We start from the raw sequence: 21,278 nt of genomic DNA, 5'->3' as shown, positions 1-21,278 counted from the left end.
GGACAATGGACAGGCTGACCGCATCTGGGACCGTATACGAGGAGGCTTCTGTGACCGACGGACCGTTGATCGTCCAGTCCGACAAGACCCTGCTGTTGGAGGTCGATCACGAACGCGCGAACGACGCCCGCCAGGCGATCGCGCCGTTCGCGGAACTCGAACGCGCGCCCGAACACGTGCACACCTACCGGATCACTCCCCTTGCATTGTGGAATGCACGGGCCGCCGGTCACGACGCCGAGCAGGTGGTCGACGCGCTGGTCAACTACTCCCGATACGCGGTCCCTCAGCCGTTGCTGGTCGACATCGTCGACACAATGGCCCGCTACGGTCGCCTGCAACTGGTGAAGAGCCCTGCCTATGGGTTGACCCTCGTCAGCCTCGACCGCGCCGTCCTCACCGAGGTCACCCGACACAAGAAGATCGCGCCAATGCTAGGTGAGCGCGTCGATGACGACACCATCATGGTGCACCCCAGCGAGCGCGGGCGCCTCAAGCAGTTGCTGCTCAAGGTCGGCTGGCCTGCCGAGGACCTCGCCGGATACGTCGACGGCGAGGCCCATCCCATCGACCTCGACTTCGATGGCACCTCACCGGGGTCCGCAGACGGTCACTGGCACTTGCGCGACTACCAGACGATGGCCGTGGACTCATTCTGGGCCGGTGGTTCCGGCGTCGTCGTTCTCCCGTGCGGCGCAGGCAAGACGATGGTCGGCGCGGCGGCGATGGCGAGAGCGAAGGCCACCACCCTGATTCTGGTGACCAACACCGTCGCGGGACGGCAGTGGAAGCGCGAGTTGATCGCGCGCACCTCGCTCACCGAGGAGGAGATCGGTGAATACTCGGGCGAGCGCAAGGAGATCCGTCCGGTCACGATCGCCACGTATCAGGTGATCACCCGACGCACTAAGGGCGAATATAAGCACCTCGAACTGTTCGATTCCCGCGATTGGGGACTGGTGATCTACGACGAGGTCCATCTCCTTCCCGCACCGGTGTTCCGGATGACCGCTGACCTGCAATCGCGTCGACGCCTCGGCCTCACCGCCACTCTGGTACGCGAAGACGGTCGCGAGGGCGACGTGTTCTCCCTGATCGGGCCCAAGCGGTACGACGCCCCGTGGAAGGACATCGAGGCACAGGGGTGGATCGCCCCTGCCGACTGTGTCGAGGTGCGGGTGACTCTTACGGACGCCGAACGCATGTCGTACGCGGTCGCCGAACCCGACGAACGTTACAAACTCTGTTCCACCGCGCACACCAAGACCGCGGTGGTGAAGTCGATCCTGGCGCGGCACACCGACGCACCGACGCTGGTCATCGGCGCGTATCTCGATCAACTCGACGAGTTGGGCGAGGCCCTCGACGCCCCGGTCATCAAGGGCTCCACCAAGAACAAGGACCGGGAGGAACTGTTCGACAAGTTCCGCGCGGGCGAGATCGGGATCCTCGTGGTCAGCAAGGTCGCCAACTTCTCGATCGATCTCCCGGAAGCATCCGTCGCCGTCCAGGTTTCGGGGACGTTCGGTTCGCGACAAGAGGAGGCTCAGCGGCTCGGCCGACTGCTGCGACCCAAGCAAGACGGCGGCCAGGCCCACTTCTACTCGGTGGTGGCACGCGACACCCTCGACGCCGAATACGCCGCCCACCGGCAGCGCTTCCTTGCGGAGCAGGGTTACGCCTACCGGATCACCGACGCCGACGACCTGCTAGGTCCAACCATCGGGTAACCCGACAGGTCCAACCATGGGGTAACCCGGTCCAAACATCGGGCAACCCGATAGCGCCAAACGTGGGGCCCTAAGCTGAGCCCGTGCGACATTTCGAGTTCACCGTCGACCGGGCCTACGCGAAGTCTGTCAACCAGACGCTCGCCGACATGCGACGCCTGCAGGTGTCTGCGATCATCTTGGGTTTTCTGCTCGCAGCAACCGCAGTCGTTCTGATCCTGCTGGGCCAGCTCTGGTCGATCGCCCTCGGCGTCTTCGCCGCGATCGCAGCCCTCGCCTCGGTGTGGGTAGCGCTATGGGTGCCGAAGAAGGTCGGGAGCATCGAGGACCTGTACGCAAAGAGTCCACTCGTTCCGGCTCTCGTGGCGGAGATCCATCCGCGCGCGATGACGCTGCTGTCGTTGATCGACATCGCAAAGCCCGGCACGGGCGGGCCATCGTACGCGCTGGTCACCCGCAACATTCCGATTCGTGCCGGTCAGAAACAGAGCATTGGAGACAAGGTGCCATCCGTCGCGCTGCTGGGCGACCGCCGCAACCACAGTGACGCCGACAGATGGGAGACGGTCAGCCCGATGCCGATCGCGTGGGGCACCCGCGACACCGCAGTGCGCTCGCGTGCGGTGAACGCCATCGATCAGGTGGAGTGGGACTTCCTGCAGAGCCGGATCGCGGAGTCCGAGGAGATCCGGACCCGCCCCGATCAGCGAGTCATCTTGTCCGAGGAAGAACTTCCGGAGATCCTACGTTGATCAGCTCGTAACCGGGCCAGCCGGCGACGGGCCGCCGCGGATCGTCGGCGAGCAGACCAGCCATCCAAGCATCGCGTCGAACACCGCGCTGCACCAGCCCTGCGCGCTGGACACCCTCGAACCGAAATCCCACCCGCCGGGCGACCGCCGCCGAGGCGCGATTGCCGACGAACGCGCACCACTCGATCCGTTCCATCCCCATTCCGTCCGACCGAAACGCAAAATCGCACACCAGGTTCACCGCAGCAGTCATGAGTCCCCGTGATCTCACGGCGGGCGAGAGTAAGTATCCGATCTCCCCGGCAGTGGCGTCTCGTGCAATGAGGCCGATCATTCCCACCACGGGCCCGTCGTCTGTTTCTCGAACTGTCCACGTGGGACTGCGATCCGACCAACCAGACGGCGCCGTGTGCCGGACGAACCGCTCGGCGTCCGAGCGCATGTACGGAGCGGGCAGGGTCGTCCACTCCGCGATGGAACGGTCCTGGCACCCCGTGCAGATCTCATCGATATCGGTGAGAACCGGTGGATTCAGCCGCACCATCTCGGAATCCAAGGCGACGACGAACATGCCTGCCACCCTATGCCCGCCCGGGTCCGGTGGTCATCGCAACGCCGGCAGGACTTCCTGCTCGAACAGTTCGATGCCCGATGTGTCGTACGCGGCTTCGGGGAAGTAGAAGATGCCGTAGGACATTCCCCTCTCCTTCACGGCGGACAGTTTCTCGATGACCTGTTCCGGCGTTCCCACACCGGGCAAACCGCGGAACGCGACAAGCGTGCCCTCCGCAGCGTCGGCGCCAACGTAGGGCGTGAGGCGCTGCTTCAGCGTGTTCAACCGTTGTTCGACCTCGGCCTCGGTGGCGCCGATCGCGACGTTGTAATTGGCCGACCGAACGATCGCGTCGAAGTCGGTACCGACGGTATCGCAGTGCTTGCGCAGGAGTTCGGATTTGCGCGCGAATACGTCGGGGGTTCCGTCGAAATTGGTGTACTGCGCGTACTTTGCCGCGATCTTCAGCGTCACCTTCTCCCCGCCGCCGGCAATCCAGAGGGGAATACCGTCTTCCTGCAGCGGACGTGGACGGACGATGGCGCCGTCAACCTGATAGTGCTTGCCTTCGAAGGTCGCCGTTCCCGTAGCCCATGCCTGGCGCATGATCTGCACGCCCTCGTCGAGCCGGGCGAGACGTTCTCCGGCAGAGGGGAATCCGTACCCGTACGCCCGCCACTCGTGCTCGTACCAGCCTCCGCCGATCCCCATCTCGACACGTCCACCGGAGATCAGATCGGTCGTGGCGGCGACCTTCGCGAGGTACGCAGGATTGCGATAGCTCATCGCCGTACACATCTGGCCGAGACGGACCCGGGAGGTCACTGCCGCAAGAGCGGACATCAGAGTCCACGCCTCGTGCGTGGCCTCCTCGGTGGGGGCCGGAACGGTGTGGAAGTGGTCATAGACCCAGAGCGAATCCCACGACTTCTGGTCTGCACGCAACGCGAAGTCACGCATCACCGACCACTGATCCGCGGGGTCGATTCCGACGAGATCCAGACGCCAACCTTGAGGAACGAACAATCCGAAGCGCATGAGAACGAATGTACCTGCGATTATCAGTGCGGGCCGTGGGAAGATCTCGCCGGGGGGCTGGCAGATACACGAGGAGAGCCGAAACGAAGGCGCAACTGATCCCTGGGGCCGCCCATCACCACGGTGAAACGTTTCGCATACCCCGGGAAGGTAGTCGGGGCCGCAGCTAGGATATCGGCATGGCCGTAGCCGGTTTGGTAGACGAGTTCGAGGCCCACCGGCGGCACCTGCTTTCCGTCGCCTATCGGCTGACAGGAAGTGTCAGCGACGCTGAGGACGCAGTGCAGGAGTCGTGGCTTCGACTCCATGGTGCGGATGCCGGGAATATCCGCGACCTCGGCGGCTGGCTCACCACAGTGGTCGGCAGGATCTGTCTCGATCGGCTACGCTCGGCCGCGGTGCGCCGGGAACAGTATGTCGGCCAATGGCTTCCGGAACCGATAGTCACCTCGCTGTCTCCGTCGGAGGAACCGGATCCGCTGGAATCGGTTGTCCGGGACGAAGACAACCGTCTGGCGGCCCTGATCGTGCTCGACACGCTCACTCCGCAGCAGCGGGTCTCATTCGTCCTTCACGACGGGTTCGGGGTGCCCTTCGGCGAAGTGGCAAGCATCCTCGGCATCGAAACGCCGGCCGCGCGGCAGCTCGCATCGAGGGCGCGCAAAGCCGCTGCCGCAACCGCACCTGCCGTTCCCGACCAGGAGCATGCCCTCGCCGTGCAGCGCCTGCTCGATGCCCTCGCCGGAGGAGACCTCGGCGCCGTGGTCGCTGCGCTGCACCCAGATGCCCTCGTCATCGGCGACGCCAACGGCATCACGAGCACAGCGATCAATATCATCCGCGGTGCAGACAAGTTCGCGCGATTCTTCCTCGGTCTCGCCCGTCGCTACGGGCCGGAAGCGTTCACCGCGATCCATCCCGTCCTGGTGAATGGGCAACTCGGCGTGTTCAATGCCGGAATCACCGGCGACGGAACCCACCGCAGCTCGCCCCCACGAGTGGGTGGGTTCACCGTCAGGGACGGTGTCGTCTACGCCGCCTACGACATTGCCAATCCGGATAAGTTCGGCGGAATCAGGCTCCCGGACGCCCCTTCGTGACCCCGTCGTCCGCCCAAGGTACCCGGCACGAATCGGTGCCGAATCCCTGCTCGGTGATGCCAAGGGCCGAGTACATCCGGGCCCGCATGTTCTCGATACCGATCTGATAGGAAAGTTCGACGACGCCGTCGCGCCCGAACCGGCGCTCGAGATCTGCAACCTGTTCATCGGTGACCTCGGTGGGTGTCGCGGTCATCGCGTCGGCGTATGCGATAGCCGCGCGTTCGTCCTCGCTGTATGAGGGCGAGTCCGCGTAGTTGCCTATGTGCTCGAGCCGCTCGACGTCCAGTCCGTCGAAGCGTTGCAGCATCGTGCCGAAGTCCACGCACCACGAGCAACCGATCGTCCAGGCCACACGGTAGACGGCGATCTCACGCACGTTTGCAGGGAGCACGGTCGACGCTTTCTGTACCGCCATCTCGTGGCGGGCTGATGCGACGAACAGCTTGCGGTGATGTGCGAGCACGGTGAACGGCTCGGGCACTTCGTCGAACTTGTGGGCGGCGTACTTGTACGCGACCTTGACCAACGGGCCTGCGTCAGCCGGGGCCATTGCAGGAATGCGCGGCATTGTGTCCTCCATCGTTACCGGGCGCCCTTCGCGCGCCGTCTATACAGAGGACGAGGCAGCCCCGCCAAACGTGACGCGGCCGTGTGCAACATCCGACATCACACCGACTACGCTGCAGTAATGCCCGCAACGCCGCGCAATCGCACCGTCGCGCGCTTGCGGCCGTTCGCGTCCACCATCTTCGCCGAGATGACTGCGCTCGCGGTCAGTCAGGACGCCATCAACCTCGGTCAGGGATTCCCCGACAGCGACGGACCGGTTTCGATGCTCGACACCGCGCGCCAATCCATCGCAGATGGGCTCAACCAGTACCCGCCTGGCCCCGGCATGCCAGTGTTGCGCCAGGCTGTCGCAGCCGACCGGCTGGCCCGTTACGGTCTCGACCACGAGCCCGATTCGGAAGTGCTGATCACCGTGGGCGCCACCGAGGCAATCAGTGCCGCGATCCTGGGCCTCGTCGAGCCGGGTGAGGAAGTGGTGCTGATCGAGCCGTACTACGATTCCTACGCCGCATCCGTCGCGCTCGCCGGAGCAGTACGTCGCAGCGTGCCGCTCGCCCGCTCGGGCACGGACTTCGTCCTCGACCTCGACGCTCTTCGGGCCGCCATCACGCCGAAGACCAGGATGCTGGTGGTCAACACTCCGCACAACCCTACCGGCACCGTATTCACCTCGGACGAGGTCGGCGCCATCGCGGAAATCGCCTGCGAGCATGACCTGCTGGTTCTCAGTGACGAAGTGTACGAGCACCTGGTCTTCGACGGCCGAACGCACACGGCCCTGGCCACCCTGCCGGGGATGTACGAACGAACCGTCTCCGTCTCGAGCGCCGCGAAGACGTTCAACGTCACGGGATGGAAGATCGGCTGGGCCTGTGGACCGTCGGAACTGATCGACGCGGTGCGCGCGGCGAAGCAGTACATGTCTTTCGTCGGCGGCGGACCGTTCCAGCCCGCGATCGCCCACGCGTTGACGCACGAACAGAAGTGGGTGAAGGAACTGCGAGACAGCCTTCAGACCAAGCGCGACGTGCTCTACGCTGCGCTCGTCGGAGCCGGTCTCGACGTCCTCTCTGGCGGCGGCACGTACTACCTGTGCGCCGATATCACCGGGATCGGCGAGCACGACGGTATCGACTTCTGTCGTAGGCTCCCCCAGCGTATCGGCGTCGCCGCGGTACCAGTCAGCGTGTTCACCGACCATCCACAGCAGTGGAATACCCTGGTGCGCTTCGCATTCTGCAAACGAGACCACGTACTCGAGGAGGCCGGGCGACGGCTCCGAACCCTCGGGGCGTCCCGATCGTGACGGCGCGCACCATCCCCGCCGACTTCGTGCGACGCGCACTCGAAATGTCTTCGCGCAGCGGAGTAGACCTGTCGCCCGCGCTGTCTGCGGCGGGACTCACGACAGCCTCGCTCTCCGACCCTCTGGCCCGATTGACGCCAACGCAGGTCACCGCGTTCACCCAGGCGGTCTGGCAGATCACGGATGACGAATTGTTCGGACTGGGTCCGGCACCCGTCCCCCGCGGTACCTTTCGGTTGGTGTGTCTCGCCCTGATCCACACCGAGGATCTGTCGGCAGCCCTCGAGCGGATGGCCGACATCCTCCATGCATTGCCGGCACTACCCGCCTTGCACATCGCATCCGGATCCAACGGCGGGACACGGATGACCATCGACATCCGCCCCGGCGCCGCGAAGCAGACCGAAGATGCTCATCTGTCGCTCGAAGCCGCTCGGCTCACCACCGACTTCCTGCTGATCCTGCTCCACCGTTTCGCCGCATGGCTTGTGGGCAAACGGGTGCCACTGCTGGCGGTAGAACTGCCGTATCCACCACCGGTCCCGCGTCTCGCCGAGAACTACGATCACATCTTCGGCATACCGGTCGACTTTGATTCGCACATCCCCGCAATAGAATTCGACAACGCAGTAATGCGTTCGCCCATCATTCAGAACGAGCAGACGCTCGAGAACTATCTCCGTGAGTCGCCCACACTCCTGATGTCCGAGCGCGACTATGACAGCGCGGCGTCGACCCAGGTACGGCGCGTACTCGAACTCGGACTGAAGGGCCGCACGTCCACCGCCGAGGACATCGCTCAGATGCTGTCGATCAGTGTGCCCCACCTTCGACGCCTCCTCCGCCAAGAGGGAACGTCGCTCAACCAACTGAGGGAGGAAGTCCTGCGCGACGCCGCCGTCGCCGGACTCCGACGCGGGGAAACCGTGGAGGATTTGTCGGCAAGGCTCGGCTTCTCCGAGTCCAGTGCGTTCCGGCGTGCGTTCAAGCGCTGGACTGGCGGTACGCCGAGTTCCTATCGCTGAGTGAACCTCTCCTCAGCAGACACAAAACTCGTTGCCCTCGGGATCGGCCATCGTAATCCATTCGTTTGGTCCCTGACGGCCTCGGTGAAGCAGTGTGGCGCCGGACTGCTCGAGTCGCTCGGCGACCCTGTCGCGGCCGTCCCCGACGCGGAGGTCCAGATGAAGTCGATTCTTGACCGTCTTCGATTCGGGGACTAGCTGGAACAGCACACGGGGCCGCTCCGAATGCTCCGGGTCCCGGATTGCGGTGCCCTCTCGCCAGACCAGGACGCCCTCGAACTTCATTGTGTCGGACTCCTGAACGTGACCCGCCTGGACGAGCCCGCGAATGAATCCCTCGTCGCTCGGTTCCACTTCCCAGTCGAGCGCCTGCGCCCACCATTTCGCCAGGGTATGCGGGTTTTCCGCATCCACTGTGACCTGAAATTCATATCCCATGTTCCGACGCTAGCGCGGCACACCGACACATCTCGGCCGCCGGTATGCTTTGCCGGTGACTGCGCACTTCACCGCCGGGTTCACGCTCGGCGGCCTGCGCACCAACACCGCGTCGGAGGTGCTGCACGTCTCCGGCGATCCGATTCCCGGACTGTTCGCAGCCGGACGCTGCACCGCGGGCGTATGTGCGTGGGGCTACGCCAGCGGCACGTCCCTCGGCGACGGCAGTTTCCTCGGTCGTCGCGCGGGTATCAGCGCCACGAAGGGCTGATACCCGCGGAGGTGACGGGGTACGCCCGGCCGGTCAGTCCGGGCTGACCCCGTCACCGTGGATCAGCATCACCGCGGTCCGCACCAGTTCGCGGTCCCCTTCCGCCGTGCGCAGGACCCCTATGTCCGATCGGACGACGGAGGAGCCTTCGAGGAGGCTGACCACGATCTCCGCCAACGCGTTTCGCTGCTCCTCCGAGACGCTCGTCCTTGCACACGCGATCAGGTCCGCGACGAAGTCGACGTACTTGCGGTAGAAGGCCCGGACAACCGCGGCGGTCGGCTCGTCTCCCCCGGCGATCGCCCAGATCTCCCGGTACAGGCGGACGAAGCCGACGTCGTCGTGCTCGGCGAGAAGAACCTCGAGCATCCGCTGCGTGTCCTCACGGGTCACCGCCGGTTCCGCTCCGTCGTCTGCATCCAGACCCGTCGCCTCCGCCAAGCGCGCCAACGAACGTGCCATCGCGCGGTCGAGCACTGCCCTGATCAAGTCGGCGCGGGTGGGAAAGTAGTGCTGCAGGTGGCCGATTCGCACCCCCGCTTCCGCCGCGAAATCCCGGAGCGCAGCGTTCGCATTGCCCCGTGCGGTGAGCACACGTTCGGCGGCGTCGAGCAGTTCGGTCTGTCGCTGCGCACCCTTGGACGAAATCATGACCTCAATACTTCCACCCCGTTCTTCGTGAGTTCCCCCAGTGCGGGCTCGGGACGAGGATGCAGTTCGGGGAAGGTGACGCCGGCCACCGCATCGGCCGCGAGTACCCGGCGCAGGCCGAGGAATCCGCCGAGCGCGGTGAGATGCGCCTGACCGCGGGAATCGACGATCGTCGCGGACGAGCGCCCGCGTCACCGACGACGTCGATGCGGATCTGCGCGCTTCCGCCGTCGCCGGGTGAGTACAGCAGGGATCGGCGAACGGAGGTCCAACGTTCACCGCGCCCCCATCGGAAGAGTCCCACCTTCTTCGCCGCCAGAAGGGCTGCCGTGGCAGAGTTGGAGCTGAACCCGATCCTGGTGGCCACGCTGCCCACACTCAGCGTCAACGGCAGCGTGAACTGCTCGGGAGTGTCGAGCCTGACGACCTTGGTTCGAGAGCCGGCGACGTCGACCCACCGGGTGTCGGACAACGGCGCCACCGTCACGGCGTTGCCGGAACGTCGCACCTCGAAGTCGTAGCCGAGCCGGTCGAGGAAGTCGACCGAGTCGATGCCGGCCGAATCCTGCATGTCGTACCGGATCGCGATGTCGACCGATGTCGCGTCTCCGCCGCGTTCGGCAACCAGGGCGGCCGTGACCAGACTCGTGACGCCGCCCATCCAGGACGACGAGAAAAGCACCGGCGCAGTCGGATCCGCAAGCGTTGCGACTGTGACCGCACGTGCGAGCCGAGTGGTCCACCGGGTGATGTCGACGTAAGGCACACCACCCTGCACCGCCGCGCGGAGCACCCGGTCGTCCGGGTCGTTGACCGCGGAAACCACGGCGCGGACGTGGGCTGCGAACGGTTCCGGTCCGGTGACGTCCCATCGCCGCACCGTCGCCCCGTGCCGCCGAGCAAGATCCTCACCCCGCTCCGGGTGGCGCCCGGTGAGCAACAGCGGCCATTCGGTCCCGGCAAGTTCGGAAAGTTGGGCGCCCACGGTGCCATACCCACCAGCGATCAGCACCGGTCCGGAGGGGTCATACAAGAGTTCGTCGTTCATGACACAAGACTAGGTCATATGACCTATTTTGTCGACCGTGCGCCGTCGGCCGCACCGAGAGCCGACATCCGGGCATGCCCAACGTTTCGGTCCGGCCTGGCCGCACGGGCGGACCGGCACCGCTGCGGGGGGATGCTCTGGGAAGATCGCCGCCGCGGGCTATCTCACCGGGCGCCCCGGCATCTGCCTGACAGTGTCGGCGCCGGGCTTCCTCAACGGGCTGGTGGCGCTCGCGAACGCGACCGTCAACTGTCTTCCAATGATCCAGATCAGCGGATCGAGCGACCGCACGATCGTCAACCTCGAGCAGGGCGACTACCAGGAACTCGACCAACCGGCCACGGCACGCCCGCTTGCGTGTTCCGCGTCCACTGTGACGTGAAATTCGTATCCCATCGCCGGCGATCGCATGGGGTACCTGCAGCTCCTGACCACAGGTACGCTGCCTCCATGACTCCGCAACGCCCTGGCACCGTGCAGCTGCGCGGTGCCTTCGTGGGCGGCATGTCGGGCGCGACGAGCATCGCCACGCATGCGGCGAGCGGCGGTCACACGTCCATCGGCCAGGGGTCTTTGGCCTTGCTGGTACTCGTCTGCGCAGCTGTCGGTGTGGCCGGGGCATCCCTTCGCAGCACACGTAATCCGCTCCTGACACTGATGGCCATCCTCTTCGCGGGTCAGGTCATCGGGCACTCGGTTCCCGCCGCTGCGTCTGCACATCCCATGAGCCTGCCGTCCGTGTCGATGATCTCTGCACACGCGGCCGCAGTGCTGGTCACCGCCTTACTGATTCGCGCGGCCGAGCGCGGATTCTCGATAGCGACATCCGTCGTGAGGCGTGTGACACGGGTGCTGTTGAGAGCGGTCGGTGTCGACTCCGATCACTCGACGGCGCAGCCCCTCGTCTACCACGCACGGGTGGTTCTTCGCCTACTCGCCTCTTCGGGCATCGGAACCCGTGGACCACCAAGGACTTTCGCACACCTCTTCTCGTAGCGACGCGCACCGGCAGGTGGGCGCCGCTGCGCTCCCCCTGCCCTCTGAAGGCGAAACGAGACTGTCAATGTCCATTTCCATACCCAAACGCGCGCCGTCGCGCGCACCAGACCCCGCCGGTTCACCCGGAACCGCTTCCACATTCCGCGCACTGATGCTACGGCTGCACTTCTACGCGGGAATCCTCGTGGCGCCGTTCATCCTCGTCGCCACCATCAGCGGCGGCCTCTACGCGGCCGCACTGACCATCGAGCAGTTCGCCTACCGCGACTACCTGCACGTCGAATCGACCGGTGAACCGATCCCTGTCGCGCAACAGGTCACGGCCGCGCAGCGGGGGCAACCGGACCTGCCCCTGGCCGGCGTCCGTCCAGCACCCGGACCGGGCGACACGACGCAGGTCCTGTTCACCGACCCAACGCTCGGCGAGGAGGAAAGGCTCGCCGTCTTCATCGACCCTGCCACCGGAGCCGCACTCGGCGAGTCCGCCGTCTACGGCGCCGACAACGCGTTGCCGGTGCGGGCCTGGATCAGCCAGCTCCACAAAGATCTGAACCTCGGCGAGCCCGGACACGTCTACATTGAGCTGGCGGCGGTATGGCTGTGGGTCATCGCGCTCGGCGGAATCTATCTCTGGGTCAGCCGATACCTGCGTGCCCGACGCCGCAACACCTCTACCTCACGACTGCTGACCCCGGAACTGGCCGCGAAGGGACGACGACGCGCGCTCAGCTGGCACGGCGCTGTCGGCCTCTGGATCGGCCTCGGTCTGCTCTTGATCTCGGCCACCGGGCTGACTTGGGCATACGCCGAAGAGAACGCCGGCGCGGTGCGTGAGGAACTCAGTTTGACGACGCCCTCCATCACCAAGTCCCTCTCGCCCACCGCGGACACGCCGTCTACACAGCCGGAGGGGACAGCCGTATCCGATATCGACTCGGTACTGGCTATCGCGCGCAAGCACGGGGTCGACGGAGCAGTCGAGGCCTCGATACCCGCGACGGCCGACACCGCGTTCACCGTTACCCAAACGCGCGAATCTTGGGTATTCAGCACCGACACCATCGCCATCGACGGCGAGACAGGGACGGTGACGGACACGGTGCGTTTCGCCGACTGGCCCCTCGCCGCCAAGCTGACCTCCTGGGGAGTTCAGCTGCACTCGGGTCTGCTGTTCGGCCTCGCGAACCAGCTAGCCCTGCTCGCACTCACCGTCGCGCTCATGACGGTGATCGTGCGCGGATACCTCATGTGGTGGCACAGGCGACCGACGCGTGGTTCACAGTGGGCTGTCGGCCGACCACCTGCCAGGGGGTCGGTTCGGCGCCTCCGCGCGTGGCACCTCGCGGTTGGGGCCGCCGTCGTCGGCACCATCGGATGGTTCGTGCCGCCACTCGTTGTGAGCCTGCTCGCATTCGTCTTGATCGATGCAATGATCGGGGCATACAGGCGATCCCGCGTAGAGGCGTGATTTCAGCCGGTCGGGGGGCTTGCGCAGCGTCCCGGCCGGCAACTTCACGTCCGGAGCACTCCCGGCTCAACGAAGCCGCTCAATCGACCGCCAGATGGACGGCGAGACCGCCGAGGACTGTGCCCATCAACAGCTTCTGGGCCCGAGCCCACGTCGGCCGATCCGACAGGAAGACCGCGACAGATCCTGCCAGACACACGATCACCGCGTTCAAGGTCAGCGCGACGGTGATCTGTACACCGCCGAGCAACAGGCTCTGCAGCCACACAGACCCGGCCGCAGGGTGGACGAACTGCGGGATCAGAGCCAAGTACAGGATGGCTATCTTGGGATTGAGAAGATTGGTGGTCAGACCCATGAGGAAGAGCTTCCGCGAAGAATCCGTTCGCACCGCTCCGTGTTCCGACTGGTCTCGGGCGAAGATCGCCGTGCCACCAGGCTTCAATGCCTGCCAAGCGAGCCACCCTAGATAGCACGCCCCCACTAGTTTCAACGCCGTGTACGCCTGCGGAACCGCCGAGAACAACGCCGAGATTCCCAGAATTGCAGCGGCCAGATAGCACAGGAACCCGAAAGCGACACCGGCCAGTGAGATCAGGCCCGCCCTTCGCCCCTGAGTAATGCTGCGTGAGACCAGATACAGCATGTTGGGGCCTGGGGTGAGGACCAAGCCGAGCGCGATCGCCGCCACACCGAGTACTGCCGCCGAGTTGACCATGACGGTGAGGATCCCACCGCGACGCCTCGTCGTCGCGGTCCAGTCCAGCTTCACTGGACCTGTGTCCTATTGCAATCGTTGACGACCAGTGGGAACGTCGGAGGCGTAGATCGTTGTCCAATCCGAAAGGGTGAAACACGAGTTATGCGTACGGCCGTCGTCGACAATTACCCCACGCGGGACCGCAACGAATGCACGACGTCACTCCGAGAGGATCCGGTCACCTGGTTCGATCCACTTGGTGGTGACCCAAAGTCCGGACCGCTCGTAGTCGCCCAGGTCGCCGACTACGACAGTCTCGGCTACCACTGCGCCGACAAGATCATCCCTCCGCGAGACGTGTTCGACCTCATGGACGAGATGACGCGCCTCGCAGAAACCGACACCCTACGCGGCGATGCCCGCGTGGTGCGTGAGAACGGCGACGGCGACGTCCGTTCCGTTTTCGACGTCCATCACCTCAGCGACGTCGTCGACGATATCGTCCGAAGGCCCGAAGTCGTCGGCATCGCCAGGCAGATCCTCGGCTCCGAGGTGTACATCCACCAGTCTCGGCTGAACTTCAAGCCCGGCTTCACCGGTGGGCCGTTCTACTGGCACTCCGACTTCGAGACCTGGCATGCCGAAGACGGAATGCCGAGACCCCGGGCCGCGAGTATCTCGATCGCGCTGACCGAGAACTACGGGCACAACGGCGGGCTGATGATAATGCCCGGCTCGCACCGCGCTTTCGTCTCGTGCGCGGGGCAGACCCCGGAGGATTACTACAAAGAGTCTCTGGTCAGTTACGTCCCGCCGACCGGATCTCCTGATCGCCCCACCCTGACGCGAATGGCCAACGAGTACGGAATCGACGTAATGACCGGTGGAGCAGGCTCGGCCACCGTATTCGATTCCAACTGTATGCACGGCTCGAACGGCAACATCACACCGTTCGCCCGCTCCAACCTCTTCATCGTGTTCAACAGTGTGGAGAACACACTGACGGAACCGTTCGCCGCGCCCGCGCGCCGCCCCGACTACCTCGGTAGCCGAGATTTCACGCCTTTGCGGTAACGAGCACCACGATCCACTGCGGCCCCGCTCCCTGACCTGGAGCTGGGCCGCGTGCCCGCTCCAGGACTGAACTGCGCTCATTCGCAACCTTCTCAACCCGCTGCGTGCGACGATAACGAGGCAGTGTGCGACCACCCTGCCCGGGCGGTCGAACCTTCGTCTCCCGGAACGGGGAATGATGTTTGCCTACATTGCTCGCACAGTCGTCACGCATCCGTGGCAGATCATCGCGGCATGGGTGGTCGCCGCGATCGCCGTCATTGTGTTCGCGCCCAGTCTCGACGACTACACCACCGGCAACCAACAGTCGTTCCTTCCCAGTTCATTCGAGTCCTCAGAGGCCCAGGACGTCGGCAGCGAATACTTCCCCACTCAGTCGGGCGCTACCGGAAGCCTGGTGGTCACTCGTGCCGACGGCGCAGACCTGTCCACCACTGATCAGCAAACGGCACTGAGTCTCGCTACCTCGCTGCAAGATTCGGCCATACCAGGTGTGTTGAGTGTGCAGGAATCGCCGGCCTCGTTGTCGACCGACGGGAAGGCCGCCGCCCTTCAAGTGATTTTCAACGGACAACCCGGCGACGAGCAGGTCGATGCCGCCGTGCCGATCGTCCGCGCCGACGCCGAGACGCAACTCGAGGGCAGCGGACTCGTCAGCGGCCTGACGGGGAACGCAGCCATACAGGTCGACACCACCGCCGCCTACGACAACGCGGACAAGGTCATCACGATCGCGACCGTCATCATCATCCTCGCCCTACTCGGCCTGATCTTCCGCAGTCCCATCATCTCGGTGTTGCCGGTAGTCGTGATCGGAGCCGTGTTAGCGGTGGTTACAGGGCTCACCGCCATGCTGGCAAATGTGTTCGACTTCGAGGTCAGCACGACGCTGCAACCTCTACTGGTCGTCGTCCTGTTCGGCGTCGGCACGGACTACATCGTCTTCCTGCTGTTCCGCTATCGCGAACGGTTGCGGCAAAATGCGCGCGAAGGACGCCTCGAAACAGGGACCGGCATGTCCGAACACGAGGAATCGTTGATCTTCTCGGTCGGCGTCGTGGGGAGGGTGATCGCATCGTCGGCACTGACGGTTATCGTCGCCTTCGCCGCCCTCCTACTGGCGCAACTCGGCTCGCTCTCGACGCTCGCACCCGGGCTCGTTGTGGCCGTGGCCGTCATGCTCGTGACCGCATTGACGCTCATCCCCGCGGTGTTCACCGTTCTCGGCCGGCACCTGTTCTGGCCACTCGGGCCGGGTCACGACAGTCCCCACACACCGTTCGCCTCGATCGGCGCCGCGATCGGGCGCCGCCCGGCCGTGTTCGCCGCCGCCGTCGGTGTGGTGCTGATCGCGCTGGCATCCTTCGCTTCGGGCTACAAATCGACGTACAACACGCTGGGTGAATTACCCTCTGACACCCCGTCACAGCAAGCATTCGACACTCTCGGGAAGTCGTTCCCCGCCGGCGCGCTCAGCCCGACCCAGGTGTACGTAGTTGCGCCGGGTCCGCTCGACCCGAACTCCCTCACTCCACTCGTCACGTCTGTGTCGCAGGTGCCAGGTGTGTCCTCGGTGGCCCCGCCGCAGCTCAGCCAGGACGGTCACGCGGCCCTCGTCAACGTGGTCCTCGGCGACGACCCCTATACGAATTCGGCCCTCGACCTGGTCGAGGGGCCGATCCGGGATGCAGCCCACGGCGCCGTCCCGGGCGCGGAAGTCGTTGTGGGAGGACAGACATCCACATTCGCCGACGTCAGAGAGCAGCTTGCTGCCGACACCCGTCTCGTGTTCCCGGTCGCCGGTATCGCGATCGCCGTGATCCTGGCCCTGCTGCTACTCGCGGTGCTGGCTCCCCTCAATCTGTTGATCTGCGTCGCACTGACATTCGTTGCCACTCTCGGATCAGTGGTGCTCATGTTCCTGCACGGCCTCGGATACGTCGGCATCGATTTCTCGATTCCGATCGTGCTCTACCTGTTCGTCGTCGCGATCGGAACCGACTACAACATCCTGCTCGCCTCGCGGCTGCGAGAGGAGTTCCGCAATGGTCACCGCGCGCGCGACGCGGCGCGGATCGCCGTCGCGAACGACGCGCCCACCGTGGCAGCGGCGGGGCTGATCCTCGCACTGACATTCGCATCGCTGACCCTCACAGGGCTGGCGAACCTCGTCCAACTCGGATTCGGTGTGGCAATCGGCGTTGCGATCGCCGCTTTCGCGATGGCTCCGATGTTGGTGCCGAGTCTGTCCGCGCTCGAGGGGCGTCCGTTCTGGTGGCCCAGTCGGCACAACCGGAGACGATGACACCGTTGGCAGCAGTGAACCCGATGACGGGGGCCGGGTGGGCCCGTCTATGAACGCCGACAGGACACCTTGACCCCGACCGGCTGAGGCCACAACGGCAGGTCCCCTGTACAAAGCTCATGTCAACGCGGGATCTCGGCCCGACCGGCACGTCCGCTCTCGAGGACCGAGATCGTGTCGTGGTCGACCTTTCGGTCAGCGCAGAGATTTCAGCGCTGGACCAGCCTCCGTGTTACTTTTCGCCGAAGTTGTTCGTCGACGCGGGCGAGGTACGAGTGTCCTCGATCTCGTCGGTGGTTACGGCCTGGTTGATGCAGTCCGGGTCGACATCATCGTCGGCGAGATCGATCAACACTTCGGCCAGCTCCTTTCGCTCGAGATTCTGCAGCTGGGGCGTGAGGTATCCGCGGTAGCACTCGGGGGTGACAATGCCGTCCGGCACGTTGCCCGTGTCTTCGAGCATCCGCGCGTTCTTGGTGAACATCAGCGAGCCTTCGAGGCTGACCTCCCACTGCTTGACGCCGTACCAGATGGTCGGTGCCGCCGGATTCAGAGGATTCTGCGGCCACTGAGAAAGCAGCATCTGCGCCCGGCCCAGGTGGCTGAAGGGGTGGATTGCCGCGGCGTACAGCGCGGGCGCGGCGATGCCGGTGACCTGAACCTTCGGGCCCGTCCACAGTCCTTCGGGGCGCGGCGAGGTGCGGGTGACCGCACCGAGGATTCCATCGATGTAGGCGAGCACCACCCGGCCATCGATGACCTGTGCGCACAGTTCTCCGATCGCGTTGTTCGGCAAGGTGGGAATCAGGATGGGGGTGGTGTTCCCGCCGCGGCGCCACGCCCAGGTTCCGCTCGCGTCGGCACCCCAGAACTCGTAGGTGCTGCGATGCCACATCGATGTCCAGTTGACACGCATCAGGTGGATGCCGCCGCCGTTCCAGCGGCCTTCGTTGGTGCCGTAGAAGTAGACCCACGGCTCGCCCGGAAACATGATCATGCTGTTGTTCTGGAAGTGGCTCCACTCCCAGCCGTTGGGGAAGTCGAAGTTCACGTGGTTGGCCTCGACGTCCCAGCTACGGACCCAGTTCTCCCCATGGGCGTCGGTCGAGGTCCACATCCTCGAATTCCACGTCGTCCACGAACCTCCCCGGCTGGCGTTGGCCCAGTCCCGCACGCCGAACGTGGTCAGCATATAGCGGCCGTCGGGTAGGTGGATCAAATCGTTCGGAATCTGGGTGATGCCGTCGCCGCGGAAATGCCGATACGGCAGCATCTGCTCCGCTCGGGCACCGCTGATGGCGTTGTCCCAGATGATTCCGTTCTCGATGTCGGCGTTGGATTGCCGTAGCCCGACCGGACTGCGCCAGTCCTGGTCGGGTGCGGGATCGGGCGTGTCGTTGAACGTGTCGCCGAAGATCGTGATGCAGTACCCGTGGTTGGTCTGCGCGGTAAATCCGAGATCGGTGGCCCGGAAACCGAATCGGGCCGTCTCGTCGTACGTCAGAGTCTTGACCAGCCTTGTCATGGTAGGAGTCCTCCCCTGATTGCGGTAACAGAACTGGCACTGAACACGACACACTCTCAGGTGGCGCGATCCCGCCATTACGGTTTGTATGTCGCTTTTCGCATCATCGCAGAGGGGGGCTGACAAGATGGCCGTACGCCGAAGAGTCACTTCAGGATTGGCAGCGATTTTTCTCGCCGGCGTGGCGCTGGGACCGGGCATGGCAGCGGCCGACCCGATTTCCGACGTCGGAGCCGCTGGGTATCAGGCACTGTTCGACGCCGACGTGCCCGTCTACGAGGTCGTCAGCGTCGATTGGTTCACCGAGACCCAACTCCGCCCCGGGTCGAACGGCGAGTACCTGCGCTTGCGTCGGATCCCGAACCCGCAAGCCGGAGCGCCGGAGACGGCAAGGTACGCGATCGCGGGCAAGGCCCTGACGAATGAGTTCTGGCTTCCCGCCGACCTTTCCGGGGGCCGAGTTCCCTCGGCATTGATCAACCCGCGTCCGTCGCCCTACGGCTATGCCATCACGTACTGGGACCCGCTGGGCGCAACGGTTCTCCAAATCGGCCCGGTAGCCATCCCCGGTGTGCCGACTCCATCGATCTCTGGCGCGATCGCGATTGGATGATCCTTCGATACGGCGATCTCGACCTTCCCGGATCGTAAACTCCGGGACCTCGTCAGAATCCTTGACAGAGGAGAAATCTTTGGGTGGGAACATATGTTCGATAGTCGGGTAGAGTGAGCTGATGTCCTCCGCAAACTCGGGGTACGAGCTGCAGGCCTCGCTGTTCGACGACGCGTCGTTCGGCGTCGAACTAGGCGAGCTCGGGCCCACGGTCACGCGGCGCACGCTGACGTCGGGCGCGTGGGTCGACGTGCGTCCGAACTGGATGACCGGTTCGGACGAGTTGTTCACGACGCTGGCCGAGACGGTGCGGTGGCGAGCCGAGCGAAGGCAGATGTACGACCGCGTCGTCGATGTCCCTCGTCTCGTCCGCTTCTACGGCAAGGACGACCCGCTCCCTGATCCGGTCCTCGATTCCGCACGGCGGGCCCTGAGCAGTCACTATCAGGCTGAACTCGGCGAATCGTTCGTGACGACCGGCCTGTGTTTCTACCGCGACGGCGGCGACAGCGCCGCCTGGCACGGCGACGACACCGGCCGCAGCCGCACCGAGGACACGATGGTGGCCATCCTGTCTCTCGGCACGGCACGAGCGCTGATGTTGCGTCCACGCGGCGGCGGGCGCTCGATCCGGTACTCGCTGGGCCACGGCGATCTACTGGTGATGGGTGGATCCTGCCAGCGCACCTGGGAACATTGCGTACCGAAGAGTGCCCGCCCGCTCGGACCGCGAATCAGCGTCCAGTTCCGAACGCGAGGCGTCCGGTAGCTAGCCGCGGCGCGCCACCACCACCTGAGCCAAGCGATCCAACTGCGCCGCCGTCGTGTTCCAGTCGATGCATGCGTCGGTGATCGACTGACCGTAGGTGAGATCCTCGGCCTTCCCGAGAGCGAGGTCCTGGCGGCCGGCTTCGATGAAGCTCTCCACCATCACACCGACGATGCCCCTCTCCCCCGCCTCGAGACGGGCGGCGATGTCGCCGAGGACGTCTACCTGCTTCTCGTGGTCCTTGCTGCTGTTGCCGTGGCTCGCGTCTACGACGACGCGTTCCGGCAGCCCCGACTTGCGCAACCGGGCGAGCGTGTCAGACACGGTTTCCGCGTCGTAGTTCGGGCCATCGCTTCCGCCACGCAGAATCACGTGGCAGTCCGGGTTCCCGGCGGTGCGGATGAGAGCCACCCGCCCGTCGAGGTCGGTGCCGGGGAACACGTGACTGGCCGCGGCAGCCCGCGTGCCGTCGACAGCCACCTGCACGTCACCTTCGGTGGAGTTCTTGATGCCTACCGGCATCGAGAGTGCACTGCACAGCTGACGGTGCACCTGGCTGGCGGCGGTGCGTGCACCGATCGCGCCGTACGTGACCAGATCCGCGATGTACTGCGGCATGATCGGGTCGAGGAACTCGCACCCGACGGGAAGGCCGAGCGAGGACACGTCGAGAAGAAGTTTGCGACCCATTCGGATTCCGGTGTCGATGTCGAATGTGCCGTCCAGGTGCGGGTCGTTGAGCAGGCCCTTCCAGCCCAGAGTGGTGCGGGGCTTCTCGAAGTAGACCCGCATCACGATGTGCAGGTCGTCCCGCAGTTCCTCGGCCTTCGCGGCGAGCCGGCGTGCGTAATCCATCGCGGCGACGGGATCATGCACCGAACACGGTCCGACTACGACGAGCAGGCGGTCGTCTTCGCCGTTCAGCACCTTCACGGTGTCGGCACGTCCGGAGCGCACGGTCGCGGACGCTACGTCGTCGGGGGCGTATTCACCGCGCACGACGTTCGGGGCCACGAGGGGGCTAATGCTCACGGTGCGCTGGTCGTCGAGGCGATCACTACGGGTAGTGGTGTCGAGAGTGACAGTCATGTATTCGGGTTCCTGTTCTCACACCGACCCTCGAAGACTGTGAAGAATCCCGCGAGCCGGTCTGTAATCCGGCTCTGGGGTGGAAGTCAGCGCGTGGTCACGCCGACCGACCCACCCGGGGCCGACCTGCCAAACCAGAAATATGCGCGCTGCATGGCTGCCACAGTAGCGGCTTCCCTTTCGAGTTGCCACACACGCCGGCAGTCGGCAGCCTTCGTCTGCGCCGCCCACGCTGCGCGTGTAACCATGGA

The 21,278-nt window shown here is 64.9% G+C and carries 21 protein-coding genes and 2 pseudogenes; 13 read left to right on the top strand and 10 right to left on the bottom strand.

Going from position 1 to position 21,278, the window contains the following annotated elements:
* Positions 1-50 precede the first annotated feature (50 nt).
* Positions 51-1,730: a DNA repair helicase XPB gene (locus RM2_RS02025; protein WP_072687142.1), complete on the top strand. Its 1,680-nt coding sequence runs from the start codon at positions 51-53 to the stop codon at positions 1,728-1,730.
* An 83-nt stretch (positions 1,731-1,813) separates the two neighbouring features.
* Positions 1,814-2,482: a DUF3239 domain-containing protein gene (locus RM2_RS02020; protein ID WP_072687141.1), complete on the top strand. Its 669-nt coding sequence runs from the start codon at positions 1,814-1,816 to the stop codon at positions 2,480-2,482.
* Here the strand turns inward: RM2_RS02020 and RM2_RS02015 are convergent.
* Positions 2,442-3,053, bottom strand: a complete 612-nt coding sequence (locus RM2_RS02015; RefSeq protein WP_072687140.1) for a GNAT family N-acetyltransferase — start codon at positions 3,051-3,053, stop codon at positions 2,442-2,444. The two genes, RM2_RS02020 and RM2_RS02015, sit on opposite strands and share 41 nt — an antisense overlap.
* 33 nt (positions 3,054-3,086) lie before the next feature.
* Positions 3,087-4,073, bottom strand: coding sequence for an LLM class F420-dependent oxidoreductase (locus RM2_RS02010; RefSeq protein WP_072687139.1), 987 nt, complete (start codon positions 4,071-4,073; stop codon positions 3,087-3,089).
* A gap of 179 nt (positions 4,074-4,252) precedes the next feature.
* Here RM2_RS02010 and RM2_RS02005 point away from each other — a divergent pair, with 179 nt between their 5' ends.
* A complete protein-coding gene (locus tag RM2_RS02005; protein ID WP_072687138.1) occupies positions 4,253-5,173 on the top strand; it encodes a sigma-70 family RNA polymerase sigma factor in 921 nt (306 codons plus the stop codon).
* Here the strand turns inward: RM2_RS02005 and RM2_RS02000 are convergent.
* Positions 5,148-5,744 (bottom strand): carboxymuconolactone decarboxylase family protein, encoded by a 597-nt coding sequence (locus RM2_RS02000; RefSeq protein ID WP_072687137.1) that lies wholly within the window; start codon positions 5,742-5,744, stop codon positions 5,148-5,150. The genes RM2_RS02005 and RM2_RS02000 overlap by 26 nt on opposite strands.
* 120 nt (positions 5,745-5,864) lie before the next feature.
* On the opposite strand from RM2_RS02000, the gene RM2_RS01995 reads away from it, so the two are divergent.
* Together RM2_RS01995 and RM2_RS01990 are read left to right on the top strand one after the other, a co-directional pair.
* Complete coding sequence (locus RM2_RS01995; protein WP_072687136.1) at positions 5,865-7,052, top strand: pyridoxal phosphate-dependent aminotransferase; 1,188 nt, start codon at positions 5,865-5,867, stop codon at positions 7,050-7,052.
* Positions 7,049-8,077 (top strand): AraC family transcriptional regulator, encoded by a 1,029-nt coding sequence (locus RM2_RS01990; protein WP_072687135.1) that lies wholly within the window; start codon positions 7,049-7,051, stop codon positions 8,075-8,077. Before RM2_RS01995 ends, RM2_RS01990 begins: the two co-directional genes overlap by 4 nt.
* Positions 8,078-8,089: 12 nt before the next feature.
* On the opposite strand, the gene RM2_RS01985 is transcribed toward RM2_RS01990, so the two are convergent.
* Positions 8,090-8,515, bottom strand: coding sequence for a VOC family protein (locus tag RM2_RS01985; RefSeq protein ID WP_072687134.1), 426 nt, complete (start codon positions 8,513-8,515; stop codon positions 8,090-8,092).
* 67 nt (positions 8,516-8,582) lie between these two features.
* Between RM2_RS01985 and RM2_RS01980 the strand changes: the two are divergent.
* Positions 8,583-8,786 (top strand): annotated as a pseudogene (locus RM2_RS01980) (FAD-binding protein); the annotation flags it as partial.
* 33 nt (positions 8,787-8,819) lie between these two features.
* On the opposite strand, the gene RM2_RS01975 reads toward RM2_RS01980, so the two are convergent.
* Both RM2_RS01975 and RM2_RS01970 read right to left on the bottom strand, forming a co-directional pair.
* Entirely contained in the window at positions 8,820-9,437 is a 618-nt protein-coding gene (locus RM2_RS01975) for a TetR/AcrR family transcriptional regulator (protein ID WP_072687133.1), read from the bottom strand.
* Between the two features lie 4 nt (positions 9,438-9,441).
* Positions 9,442-10,485, bottom strand: a complete 1,044-nt coding sequence (locus RM2_RS01970) for a saccharopine dehydrogenase family protein (RefSeq protein WP_245813692.1) — start codon at positions 10,483-10,485, stop codon at positions 9,442-9,444.
* A 148-nt stretch (positions 10,486-10,633) separates the two neighbouring features.
* On the opposite strand from RM2_RS01970, the pseudogene RM2_RS25030 reads away from it, so the two are divergent.
* The 3 genes and pseudogenes from RM2_RS25030 to RM2_RS01955 all read left to right on the top strand — a co-directional run.
* Positions 10,634-10,852: pseudogene (locus RM2_RS25030) on the top strand (thiamine pyrophosphate-binding protein); the annotation flags it as partial.
* 83 nt (positions 10,853-10,935) lie between these two features.
* Positions 10,936-11,481: a hypothetical protein gene (locus tag RM2_RS01960; RefSeq protein ID WP_072687132.1), complete on the top strand. Its 546-nt coding sequence runs from the start codon at positions 10,936-10,938 to the stop codon at positions 11,479-11,481.
* Positions 11,482-11,548: 67 nt separating this feature from the next.
* Positions 11,549-12,952: a PepSY-associated TM helix domain-containing protein gene (locus tag RM2_RS01955; protein WP_072687131.1), complete on the top strand. Its 1,404-nt coding sequence runs from the start codon at positions 11,549-11,551 to the stop codon at positions 12,950-12,952.
* A 79-nt stretch (positions 12,953-13,031) separates the two neighbouring features.
* Here the strand turns inward: RM2_RS01955 and RM2_RS01950 are convergent, their stop codons facing one another.
* Positions 13,032-13,670: a LysE family translocator gene (locus tag RM2_RS01950; RefSeq protein ID WP_072687216.1), complete on the bottom strand. Its 639-nt coding sequence runs from the start codon at positions 13,668-13,670 to the stop codon at positions 13,032-13,034.
* Positions 13,671-13,814: 144 nt separating this feature from the next.
* On the opposite strand from RM2_RS01950, the gene thpD reads away from it, so the two are divergent.
* Both thpD and RM2_RS01940 read left to right on the top strand, forming a co-directional pair.
* Complete coding sequence (gene thpD / locus RM2_RS01945; protein ID WP_072687130.1) at positions 13,815-14,726, top strand: ectoine hydroxylase; 912 nt, start codon at positions 13,815-13,817, stop codon at positions 14,724-14,726.
* 175 nt (positions 14,727-14,901) lie between these two features.
* On the top strand, positions 14,902-17,031 hold the full coding sequence (locus tag RM2_RS01940) for an MMPL family transporter (RefSeq protein ID WP_072687129.1): 2,130 nt from the start codon (positions 14,902-14,904) through the stop codon (positions 17,029-17,031).
* A gap of 232 nt (positions 17,032-17,263) precedes the next feature.
* Here RM2_RS01940 and RM2_RS01935 read toward each other — a convergent pair whose 3' ends face one another.
* The gene (locus RM2_RS01935; protein ID WP_072687128.1) at positions 17,264-18,556 is read right to left on the bottom strand and encodes a glycoside hydrolase family 183 protein; all 1,293 of its coding nucleotides are present in this window, start codon (positions 18,554-18,556) and stop codon (positions 17,264-17,266) included.
* Positions 18,557-18,713: 157 nt separating this feature from the next.
* Between RM2_RS01935 and RM2_RS01930 the strand changes: the two genes are divergently transcribed.
* Together RM2_RS01930 and RM2_RS01925 are read left to right on the top strand one after the other, a co-directional pair.
* A complete protein-coding gene (locus RM2_RS01930) occupies positions 18,714-19,169 on the top strand; it encodes a hypothetical protein (RefSeq protein WP_072687127.1) in 456 nt (151 codons plus the stop codon).
* Between the two features lie 121 nt (positions 19,170-19,290).
* Positions 19,291-19,938: an alpha-ketoglutarate-dependent dioxygenase AlkB gene (locus RM2_RS01925; RefSeq protein WP_072687126.1), complete on the top strand. Its 648-nt coding sequence runs from the start codon at positions 19,291-19,293 to the stop codon at positions 19,936-19,938.
* Here the strand turns inward: RM2_RS01925 and RM2_RS01920 are convergent, their stop codons facing one another.
* Both RM2_RS01920 and RM2_RS24375 read right to left on the bottom strand, forming a co-directional pair.
* Positions 19,939-21,027 carry a 3-deoxy-7-phosphoheptulonate synthase gene (locus RM2_RS01920; protein WP_072687125.1) on the bottom strand — a complete coding sequence of 363 codons (1,089 nt, stop codon included), beginning with the start codon at positions 21,025-21,027 and terminating at the stop codon, positions 19,939-19,941.
* Positions 21,028-21,113: 86 nt separating this feature from the next.
* Positions 21,114-21,275 (bottom strand): hypothetical protein, encoded by a 162-nt coding sequence (locus RM2_RS24375; protein ID WP_169846666.1) that lies wholly within the window; start codon positions 21,273-21,275, stop codon positions 21,114-21,116.
* Between the last annotated feature and the right edge of the window lie 3 nt (positions 21,276-21,278).

The sequence above is a fragment of the Rhodococcus marinonascens NBRC 14363 genome (assembly GCF_001894885.1).
GTDB lineage: Bacteria > Actinomycetota > Actinomycetes > Mycobacteriales > Mycobacteriaceae > Rhodococcus_F > Rhodococcus_F marinonascens.
The sequence above is the reverse complement of the archived record's forward strand: the minus strand, read 5'-3'. Positions and strand labels throughout refer to the sequence as shown.

Coding starts and splice junctions, on each gene's coding strand:
- RM2_RS02015 (WP_072687140.1), bottom strand. CDS start 3,053: ATGTTCGTCGTCGCCTTGGATTCCGAGATGGTGCGGCTGAATCCACCG.
- RM2_RS02010 (WP_072687139.1), bottom strand. CDS start 4,073: ATGCGCTTCGGATTGTTCGTTCCTCAAGGTTGGCGTCTGGATCTCGTC.
- RM2_RS02005 (WP_072687138.1), top strand. CDS start 4,253: ATGGCCGTAGCCGGTTTGGTAGACGAGTTCGAGGCCCACCGGCGGCAC.
- RM2_RS02000 (WP_072687137.1), bottom strand. CDS start 5,744: ATGCCGCGCATTCCTGCAATGGCCCCGGCTGACGCAGGCCCGTTGGTC.
- RM2_RS01995 (WP_072687136.1), top strand. CDS start 5,865: ATGCCCGCAACGCCGCGCAATCGCACCGTCGCGCGCTTGCGGCCGTTC.
- RM2_RS01985 (WP_072687134.1), bottom strand. CDS start 8,515: ATGGGATATGAATTTCAGGTCACAGTGGATGCGGAAAACCCGCATACC.
- RM2_RS01975 (WP_072687133.1), bottom strand. CDS start 9,437: ATGATTTCGTCCAAGGGTGCGCAGCGACAGACCGAACTGCTCGACGCC.
- RM2_RS01970 (WP_245813692.1), bottom strand. CDS start 10,485: ATGAACGACGAACTCTTGTATGACCCCTCCGGACCGGTGCTGATCGCT.
- RM2_RS01960 (WP_072687132.1), top strand. CDS start 10,936: ATGACTCCGCAACGCCCTGGCACCGTGCAGCTGCGCGGTGCCTTCGTG.
- RM2_RS01955 (WP_072687131.1), top strand. CDS start 11,549: ATGTCCATTTCCATACCCAAACGCGCGCCGTCGCGCGCACCAGACCCC.
- RM2_RS01950 (WP_072687216.1), bottom strand. CDS start 13,670: ATGGTCAACTCGGCGGCAGTACTCGGTGTGGCGGCGATCGCGCTCGGC.
- thpD (WP_072687130.1), top strand. CDS start 13,815: ATGCGTACGGCCGTCGTCGACAATTACCCCACGCGGGACCGCAACGAA.
- RM2_RS01940 (WP_072687129.1), top strand. CDS start 14,902: ATGATGTTTGCCTACATTGCTCGCACAGTCGTCACGCATCCGTGGCAG.
- RM2_RS01935 (WP_072687128.1), bottom strand. CDS start 18,556: ATGACAAGGCTGGTCAAGACTCTGACGTACGACGAGACGGCCCGATTC.
- RM2_RS01925 (WP_072687126.1), top strand. CDS start 19,291: ATGTCCTCCGCAAACTCGGGGTACGAGCTGCAGGCCTCGCTGTTCGAC.
- RM2_RS01920 (WP_072687125.1), bottom strand. CDS start 21,027: ATGACTGTCACTCTCGACACCACTACCCGTAGTGATCGCCTCGACGAC.
- RM2_RS24375 (WP_169846666.1), bottom strand. CDS start 21,275: ATGGTTACACGCGCAGCGTGGGCGGCGCAGACGAAGGCTGCCGACTGC.